The following is an 8,208-nucleotide window of genomic DNA, read 5'->3' on the forward strand; positions in this document are numbered from 1 at the left end:
AAGACCATGCCTAGCCACCACTTGCACAATCGAGGTTTCGCATGAGCACGGAGCTGTGGCGTCTCTCGGCGGTCGAGCTCGGCCGGCTCTTCGCGAGCGGGCGCGCCTCGCCGGTCGAGGCGCTGGAGGCCGCGCAGGCCCGGGCCGCCGCCTGGGAGCCGTACCTGAACGCGCTCTCGCGGGAGAATCCCCGAGCGCGAGCCGAGGCCGAGGCGAGCGCCGCTCGCTGGCGGGCGGGCGCGCCGCTCTCGCCCCTCGACGGCGTGCCGATGACCGTGAAGGAGTTTCTCGTCACCGAGGGGATGCCCTCGACCTATGCCGAGCCGGGCGAGGCGCCGGCCGCGATGCAGGACGAGCTGCCGGTGGCCCGGATGCGGCAGGCCGGGCTCGTGACGCTGGCCAAGACCACGATGCCGGAATTCGCCGTGCAGGGTTTTACGGCATCTGCCCGTTTCGGCGTCACCCGCAACCCCTGGAACCCGGCCCTCACCCCCGGCGGCTCGACCGGCGGGGGCGCCGCCGCGACGGCCGCCGGCTACGCGCCGATCGCGCTCGGCACCGATGGCGGCGGCTCGCTGCGCCGGCCCGCGGCCCATACCGGCCTCGTCGGCCTCAAGAGCAGCCTCGGCCGGGTGCCGCGGCTCGGCGGGCTGCCCTCGCCGCTCCTCGATTTCGAGGTCGCGGGCGCGCTCACCCGCACCGTCGCCGACACCCGGGCGGTGCTGCGCCTGATGCAGGGGGCCGATCCGCGGGTGCTGTGGTCGGGCTTCACGGTCGCGCCGCGCATCGACCGGCCCCTGCGCGCCCGCTACGTCGAGCGCATCGGCGAGGCCCCCCTCGATCCGGTCGTCGCCGCGTCGTGCCGGCGGGCACTCGCCGAGCTTCGGGCGATCGGGGTCGCGGTCGAGGAAGGCCCGCTACCCGTCGACATCGCCGGGCTCAACGCCCTGTGGCCGGAGATCGGCAAGATCGGCATCGCCCGGCTGTTCGCGGCCGACCCGGCGCTCGCCGCCCGGGCGAGCGCACCCTACCGGGCGATGGCGGAGGAGGGCGCGCGGGCGCCCGCGACGCTGCTCTGCGACATCGTCGAACGGGTCCAGGGCCTGCGCAACGCGGCGAGCGCGGCCTTCGCGGAGATCGATCTCCTCGTCACGCCGTCGGCCGCGGCGATGCCCTGGGCGGCGGACGCGGTCTACCCCGAGGTGATCGACGGGCAGCCGGTCGGTCCGCGCGGCCATGCGGTCTATTCGGGCTGGGTCAACGCCGCGGCGCTGCCGGCCGTGAGCCTGCCGGTCGATCCCGCGCCGGACGGAATGCCGATCGGCCTCCACCTCGTGGCCGGGTTCGGCCGCGACGACCTTCTCCTCGACGTGGCCGAGGCGCTGGAGAGCCGCCGGCCCTTCGCGGATCGCTGGCCGGTCCTGCCCGGGGAGGTCTCCCGATGAGCGGCGGCATCTCGGTCCACGCGGTCGACGTGGCGGAGGGGCGCCCGGCGCTCGGCCTCGCGGTCACCCTGGCGGTGATCGAGGCGGCGGGCCCGCGCCTGGTCGCCGAAGGCGTGATCGGGCCGGACGGCAGCTTCGACCACCCGGTGGTGCGCGGCGTCGGGATCGGGCGCGGCACCTACGAAGCGGTCTTCCACCTCGGCGACTATTTCACCGCGCAAGGACGGCCGGGCCCGCACTTCCTCGACCGGGTGCCGTTCCGCTTCACGGTGGTGGAGGCGCATGAGCACCATCACCTGCCGCTGAAGTTCACGCGCTTCGGCTACGCGGTGTTTCGGGGCATCTGACCCCGCCGCGGAGCAGGGGGGCGAGCTCGCCGATGGGCCCGGGCCGGCCGAACAGGAAGCCTTGCGCCGCGACGCAGCCCGCCTCCCGCAGGGCGGAGAGCTGGGCTTCGGTCTCGACGCCCTTGGCGGTCGCCCGCATGCCCAGCGCGCCCGCCAGGGCGACGACCGCCCGCACGAAATCCGCGGTCTCCGGCGTCGCCACCGAGGCGGCCAGCGCCCGGTCGAGCTTGACCTGGCCGAAGGGCAGCCGGCGCAGGGCGCCGAGGGAGGACGCCCCGGCGCCGAAGGCGTCGAAGGCGATCCCGACCCCGAGGGCGGCGAGGTCCTTCAGCCGTCCGCTCTCCGCCGCGATGGCCGCCTCGGCGACGTCGAGCTCGAGGCGCTCGGGGGCCTGGCCCGTCGCCTGGAGCGCGTCCCGGATCGCAGCCACGAAGCCCGCCTGGCGCAGCTGCCCGCCCGCGACGTTCACCACCACGCGGATCTCCGGCGACATTTCGCGCGCCTCGGCGAGCGCGGTGCGCAGGACCCACTCGCCGAGCGGCGCGATCAGACCGGTCTCCTCGGCGAGCGGCAGGAAGGCGGCCGGCGCCAGGGTGCCGCGGGTCGGGTGGTGCCACCGCGCGAGCGCCTCGAGCGCGGTCACCCGCCCGCTCGTGAGGTCGAAGACCGGCTGGTAGTGCAGCGAGAACGCGCCGCGGCGCAGGCCCTCGCGCAGATCGGATTCGGTGCGCCGGCGCTCCTCCGCCGCCCGGTCCATGGCGGCGGCGAAGTGCCGGAAGGTGTTTCGGCCCTCGGACTTCGCCCGGTAGAGCGCGAGGTCGCCGCGCTTGAGCAGGGTGTCGGCGTCGAGGCCGTGCTCGGGCGCGAAGGCGATGCCGATGCTGACGCCGATCACCGCCTCCTGCCCGCCGAGATCGACCGGCCGGCGCAGGGCCGCGACCAGCCGCTCCGCGGTGGTGGCGGCGGAACGGGCGTCCGCCTCGCCGCCGAGCAGGATCGCGAACTCGTCGCCGCCGAGGCGCGCCGGCAGGTCCTCGCGGCGCAGGCAGGCGCGGATGCGCCCCGCCACCTCGCGCAGCAGGGTATCGCCGGCGAGATGGCCGAGCGTGTCGTTGACCGCCTTGAAGGCGTCGAGGTCGAGGCAGAGCAGGCCGCAGCTCCCGCCGTGGCGCCGCAAGGCGGCGAGGCGCTGGTCGAGGCTGTCGCGGAAGAGCGCCCGGTTCGGCAGCCCGGTCAGGGCGTCGTGCCGGGCCAGGTGGGCCACCTGCGCCTCGGCCGCCTTGCGGGCGGTGATGTCGGTGTAGGTCCGCACCGCCCCGCCGGTGGGCAGCGGCACTGTGCGGATCTCCAGCACGGTGCCGTTCGCCCGCTCGTGCTCGTAGGTGCGGGGCTGGATCGCCAGGGGGGCGTGGGCCAGGACCTCGCGCAGCGTGCCGTCGCACCGGGCGAAGTCGTCCTGCGCCATCTGGTGGCGGCGCACCGCGTCGAAGCTCGGGGCGTCCCGCATCATCTCCCGCGGCAGGTCGAGGAGCGCGAGGGCGCGCTCGTTGCACACCCGTACCGCCCCGGCCGCGTCGATCATCAGGAGGCCCTGGTCCATATGCGCCAGGGTGGCGTCGAGGAGGGCGGTGCTGGCGCGCAGCTCGGTCTCGGCCCGGTCGATCTCGGTCACGTCCTGCACGGTGCCGAACAGGGCGGTCGCGGTGCCGGCCGCGTCCTCGTTGCAGATGCCGTGCGAGACGACGACCCGCTCCTCGCCGTCGCGCCGCACGAGCCGGGCCTTGAAGTGGAAATCTGTCCGGTTCTCGCGCGCCGCGGACACGAGGTCCGCGACCCGCGCCCGGTCGTCCGGGTGATAGTAGGACAGGGCCTCCTGGACGCCGGCAGGGGGCGCGCCCGGCGCCAGCCCGTGCATGCGGCAGACCTCGTCCGACCAGGTCATGACGCCGGAGGCGAGATCGACGCGCCAATGGCCGATATGGGCCATCTGCTCGGCGAGCGTCAGGTAGCGGTTGGCCTCCGACAGGGCCGCCTCGCTCGCCCGCCGGCGAGCGGCCTCGGTCTCGCTGGCGACGCGGGCCTCGTAGTGGCGCAGCTGGGCCACCACCACCTCGCCGAGGTCGCGCAGGCGCTCCACCTCGGCATCCGGCATCCGCCGCGGGACCGTGTCGGCGATGCAGAGAGTGCCGAGCGGCAGGCCCGTCGCGAGCGAGAGCGGGATGCCGACGTAGAACCGCACCGCGAACGGCCCGGTGACGATCGCCCGGTCGCGGAACCGCGGATCGATCGCGGCGTCCTCGACCACCAGCGGGGCCTCGCTCATGACGGCGTGGTCGCAGAACGCCGCCCCGCGAGGGGTCGGGCCGAAGGCGATGCCGGAGGCCGCCTTGCACCACAGCCGGTCGGCGTCGACCAGCGAGATCCAGGCATGCGGGACGGCAAACAGCGTGCGGGCGAGCCGGCAGACCGCGTCGAAATGCGCCTCCGGCGGCGTATCGAGGATGCCGAGGGCGCGCAGGCTGGAAAGGCGGTCGGCCTCCCGCGGGGGAACGAGATGCATCGCGACGCTCCTCTCCGGCCCGGCACCGGGATGCGATCGTTGGGGCAGACCAGGAATGTCGAAAACCCTAAGGGCGCGTTAACCCGGGCGGCAGCACCGGCTGCCGGGGGAAGCGCCGCCCGCCGCCTCGCGCAGGCGGCGCGACCGCCCGTCAGGCCGTCAGCGCCCGGCTGATCACGATCCGCTGGACGTCGCTCGTCCCCTCGTAGATCTGGCACACCCGCACGTCGCGATAGATCTGCTCGACCGGATAATCCGCCAGGTAGCCGTAGCCGCCGTGGATCTGGATCGCGTCGGAGCACACCGCCTCCGCCATCTCGGAGGCGAAGAGCTTGGCCATTGCCGCCTCCTTCAGGCAGGGCTGCCCGGCATCGCGCAGCCGCGCCGCGTTCAGCACCAGGAGACGCGCGGCCTCGATCTTTGTGGCCATGTCGGCGAGCCGGAAGGCCACCGCCTGGTGCCCCATCAGCTTCTGGCCGAAGGTCTCGCGCTCGCCCGCATAGGCGAGCGCCGCCTCGAACGCCGCGCGGGCCATGCCCACCGCCTGGGCGGCGATGCCGATGCGCCCGCCCTCGAGGTTGGCAAGCGCGATCTTCAGCCCTTCGCCTTCCTGGCCGAGCATCAGGTCCGGGGTGAGCTCCATGTCCTCGAACACGATCTGGGCGGTGTCCGAGGCGCGCTGCCCGAGCTTGTGCTCGATGCGCGCCACTGTGTAGCCGGGGGTCTTCGTCGGCACGATGAAGGCCGAGATGCCGCGCTTGCCCGCCTCCGGGTCGGTCACCGCGAACACGATGGCGAGATCCGCATTCGCCCCCGAGGTGATGAACTGCTTGGTGCCCGACAAGACCCAGGCATTGCCCGAGCGCCGCGCCCGGGTCTTGAGCGCGGCGGCGTCCGAGCCGGCGCCGGGCTCGGTGAGACAGAAGGCGCCGAGCTGCTCGCCGCGGGCGAGGGGGCCGAGGAACCGCGCCTTCTGCTCGTCGCTGCCGAACTTCAGGATCGGCATGCAGCCGACCGAGTTGTGCACGCTCATCACCGTCGAGACCGCGCCGTCGCCGGCCGCCACCTCCTCAATGGCGAGCGCGTAGGCGACGTGGTCGGCGGCGGCCCCGCCATGCTCCTCGGGCACCAGCATGCCCATGAAGCCGAGCGCCCCCATCTCGGCGATCGCCTCGCGGGGAAAGCGCGCCTCCCGGTCCCATTCGGCCGAGAACGGCTTCAGCCGCTCGCGCGCGAAGCTGCGGGCGGTGTCGCGGATCAGGATCTGGTCGTCGCTCAGCATCCGGCTCTCTCCTGGGGGTGTTCGCATCGGCACGTCGATGCGAACACGTTCGGCGCACTGGCGCCGGCGCCCGTTCGGGCTTGCCCGGCGCGGTCGAACGGGTCCGTTCGGCCGCGCCGGGAATCCTCACTTGGGCTGCATGCGCAAAGCCCCGTCGAGGCGGATGACCTCGCCGTTAAGCATCGGGTTGTCGATGATCGCCATCGCGAGCCTGGCATACTCCTCCGGCCTGCCGAGGCGGGAGGGGAACGGCACCGCGGCGCCGAGCGAATCCTGGACCTCCTGCGGCAGGCCGCGCAGCATCGGCGTCTCGAAGATGCCCGGTGCGATGGCGCAGACCCGGATGCCGGAGGGTGCGAATTCCCGCGCCGCCGGCAGGGTCAGTCCGACGATGCCGGCCTTCGAGGAGGCGTAGGCCGCCTGGCCCACCTGGCCCTCGAAGGCCGCGATCGAGGCGGTGGAGATGACGACGCCGCGCTCGCCCCCCTCCAGCGGGTCGAGGGCGAGCGCGCCGGCCGCCACCAGCCGCATCAGGTTGAAGCTGCCGATCAGGTTGACCTGGATCACCTTGGCGTAGGCCTGGAGTTCGAGGGGGCCGTTGCGCCCGACGATCCGGCCGGCAGTCGCGACGCCCGCGCAATTGACCAGGATGCGGGCCGGGCCATGCGCCTCGGCCGCCCGGGCGACCGCCGCCTCGGCGCTGGCGGCGTCGGCGACGTCGCAGGCGAGGGCGAGCCCGCCGATCTCGGCGGCGACCTCCGCCGCGGCGCCCTCGTTGAGGTCGAGGAGCGCGACCCGCGCGCCCGCCGCGGCCAGCGCCCGGCCGGTCGCCGCCCCGAGGCCCGATCCGCCGCCCGTCACGATCGCGGCTACGCCGTTGACGTTCATGCCTCATCCTCCCGTGATCGATGCCCCACTCGTCCGGTGGGTGAGCCCCGTCGCGCGCGGCCCGTGCTCCCGCCCGTGGCGAAGGGCGGACCGGTCTGCTACGCGATCGTATCGTTGGCCCCATCGCTATGGGGCGGACCTGCCATCGTCAAGGCGCGCCGGATCAGGCGACGACAAGCGCCGGACGACAACCATTCGGGGGGAGGGCAGCGCATGGACCCGTCGTCGCACGAGGCCGGGCAGGGCGGACCGCTCGCAGGCCTGCGCATCGTCGAGTTCGCCGGGATCGGCCCAGGGCCCTTCGCGGCGATGCTGCTCGCCGACATGGGCGCCGACATCGTCCGGCTCGACCGGCCCGGCGGCGCCGACCCCTATTCGAAGAACGTGGTGGCGCGGGGCCGCCCGAGCGTGACGGTGGATCTCAAGGACCTGGACGACCTCGCCGGTACCCTGGCGCTGCTCTCCCGGGCCGACGCCCTGATCGAGGGGTTTCGCCCCGGCGTGATGGAGCGCCTCGGTCTCGGGCCCGACGCGGTGCTCGCCCGCAACCCGCGCCTCGTCTACGGCCGCATGACCGGCTGGGGCCAGGACGGTCCCCTCGCCAAGGCGGCGGGGCACGACATCACCTACCTGGCGGTGACCGGTGCGCTGGCGGCGATCGGTCCCGAGGAACGGCCGGTGCCGCCGCTCAATCTCGTCGGCGATTACGGCGGCGGCGCGCTCTATCTCGTCGCCGGGATCCTCGCCGGGCTGCTCTCGGCCGGGCGGACCGGGCGGGGCCAGGTGGTCGACGCCGCGATCTGCGACGGGGCCGCATCCCTGATGGCGATGTTCTCCGAGCTCGCCTCGCAGGGGCGCTGGAGCGACCGGCGCGAAGCCAACCTCCTCGACGGCGGCGCGCCCTGGTACCGCACCTATGCCTGCAGCGACGGGCACCACGTCGCCCTCGGGCCGCTCGAGCCGCACTTCTACGCCCTCTTTCGCCGCCTGACGGGCCTCGACGCCGATCCCGATTTCGACCGGCGCGACGACCCGGCGATGTGGCCGGTCCTGCGGCGCAAGCTCGAGATCCTGTTCGCCGGTCGCACCCGGGACGAGTGGTGCGGGCTTCTCGAAGGCACGGATTCCTGCCTCGCGCCGGTCCTCACCCTCGGCGAGGCGCCGCACCATCCCCATCTCGCCGCACGGCAGAGCTTCGTCACCCACGAAGGTACGGTCCAGCCCGCTCCGGCGCCCCGTTTCTCGGCGACGCCTTCCGCGATCCGCTCGGTGCCCGCGCCGCTCACCCTGGCCGAGGCCCTGCGACGGTGGAGCGGGGAGGGGAGTTCTGGAAGCTGAGCCGGAGAAAGGGTGTTGACGGGCCGAACGCCTGAGCCTATACGACCACCCATCGGCGCCGGCCGCGACAGCGGCCCGGGCGCTGAGCCATCTTCGAGACAGTCCGGGCCGGCAAGCCTGACCTTGGTCAGGCGCTGGTCCTGTTTTCGCCGATGGATGCCGGGTTCGCCCGGCCCGCTCTTTGACAAGTTCATACGAGAAAGAGAAGCGTGGACGGCGTCGTCCCTGCGGGCTGGTTTCTTCGAAACCAGCTGTGAGTAGGATGATGCTGGTCCGACGTTTCGGTGCTCACACGATTTGGTGGAAACGCCGGTCGGTCGTGAGCCTCCGTTACTATTGTGATCAGCT

Annotated in this window: 6 protein-coding genes; 3 read left to right on the top strand and 3 right to left on the bottom strand. The window is 73.5% G+C overall.

Annotated elements, in window-relative coordinates:
- The first annotated feature begins 41 nt into the window (after positions 1-41).
- Both BMX97_RS31030 and BMX97_RS31035 read left to right on the top strand, forming a co-directional pair.
- Positions 42-1,445, top strand: coding sequence for an amidase (locus tag BMX97_RS31030; protein WP_091754964.1), 1,404 nt, complete (start codon positions 42-44; stop codon positions 1,443-1,445).
- Positions 1,442-1,792 (top strand): hydroxyisourate hydrolase, encoded by a 351-nt coding sequence (locus tag BMX97_RS31035; RefSeq protein ID WP_091754965.1) that lies wholly within the window; start codon positions 1,442-1,444, stop codon positions 1,790-1,792. Before BMX97_RS31030 ends, BMX97_RS31035 begins: the two co-directional genes overlap by 4 nt.
- Here BMX97_RS31035 and BMX97_RS31040 read toward each other — a convergent pair.
- The 3 genes from BMX97_RS31040 to BMX97_RS31050 all read right to left on the bottom strand — a co-directional run bounded on the left by BMX97_RS31040 (position 1,755) and on the right by BMX97_RS31050 (position 6,522).
- Entirely contained in the window at positions 1,755-4,352 is a 2,598-nt protein-coding gene (locus BMX97_RS31040; RefSeq protein WP_091754966.1) for a sensor domain-containing phosphodiesterase, read from the bottom strand. The genes BMX97_RS31035 and BMX97_RS31040 overlap by 38 nt on opposite strands.
- Positions 4,353-4,503: 151 nt before the next feature.
- Entirely contained in the window at positions 4,504-5,634 is a 1,131-nt protein-coding gene (locus BMX97_RS31045) for an acyl-CoA dehydrogenase family protein (RefSeq protein WP_091754967.1), read from the bottom strand.
- 126 nt (positions 5,635-5,760) lie between these two features.
- Positions 5,761-6,522, bottom strand: a complete 762-nt coding sequence (locus BMX97_RS31050; protein WP_091754968.1) for an SDR family NAD(P)-dependent oxidoreductase — start codon at positions 6,520-6,522, stop codon at positions 5,761-5,763.
- Positions 6,523-6,735: 213 nt separating this feature from the next.
- Between BMX97_RS31050 and BMX97_RS31055 the strand changes: the two genes are divergently transcribed.
- Positions 6,736-7,860, top strand: a complete 1,125-nt coding sequence (locus BMX97_RS31055; protein ID WP_091754969.1) for a CaiB/BaiF CoA transferase family protein — start codon at positions 6,736-6,738, stop codon at positions 7,858-7,860.
- Positions 7,861-8,208 lie beyond the last annotated feature (348 nt).

The sequence above is a fragment of the Methylobacterium sp. ap11 genome (genome assembly GCF_900110515.1).
Classification (GTDB): domain Bacteria; phylum Pseudomonadota; class Alphaproteobacteria; order Rhizobiales; family Beijerinckiaceae; genus Methylobacterium; species Methylobacterium ajmalii.

Bases quoted from the DNA above. Each gene is read 5' to 3' on its own strand.
- BMX97_RS31030 (WP_091754964.1), top strand. From the start codon at position 42: ATGAGCACGGAGCTGTGGCGTCTCTCGGCGGTCGAGCTCGGCCGGCTC.
- BMX97_RS31035 (WP_091754965.1), top strand. From the start codon at position 1,442: ATGAGCGGCGGCATCTCGGTCCACGCGGTCGACGTGGCGGAGGGGCGC.
- BMX97_RS31040 (WP_091754966.1), bottom strand. From the start codon at position 4,352: ATGCATCTCGTTCCCCCGCGGGAGGCCGACCGCCTTTCCAGCCTGCGC.
- BMX97_RS31045 (WP_091754967.1), bottom strand. From the start codon at position 5,634: ATGCTGAGCGACGACCAGATCCTGATCCGCGACACCGCCCGCAGCTTC.
- BMX97_RS31050 (WP_091754968.1), bottom strand. From the start codon at position 6,522: ATGAACGTCAACGGCGTAGCCGCGATCGTGACGGGCGGCGGATCGGGC.
- BMX97_RS31055 (WP_091754969.1), top strand. From the start codon at position 6,736: ATGGACCCGTCGTCGCACGAGGCCGGGCAGGGCGGACCGCTCGCAGGC.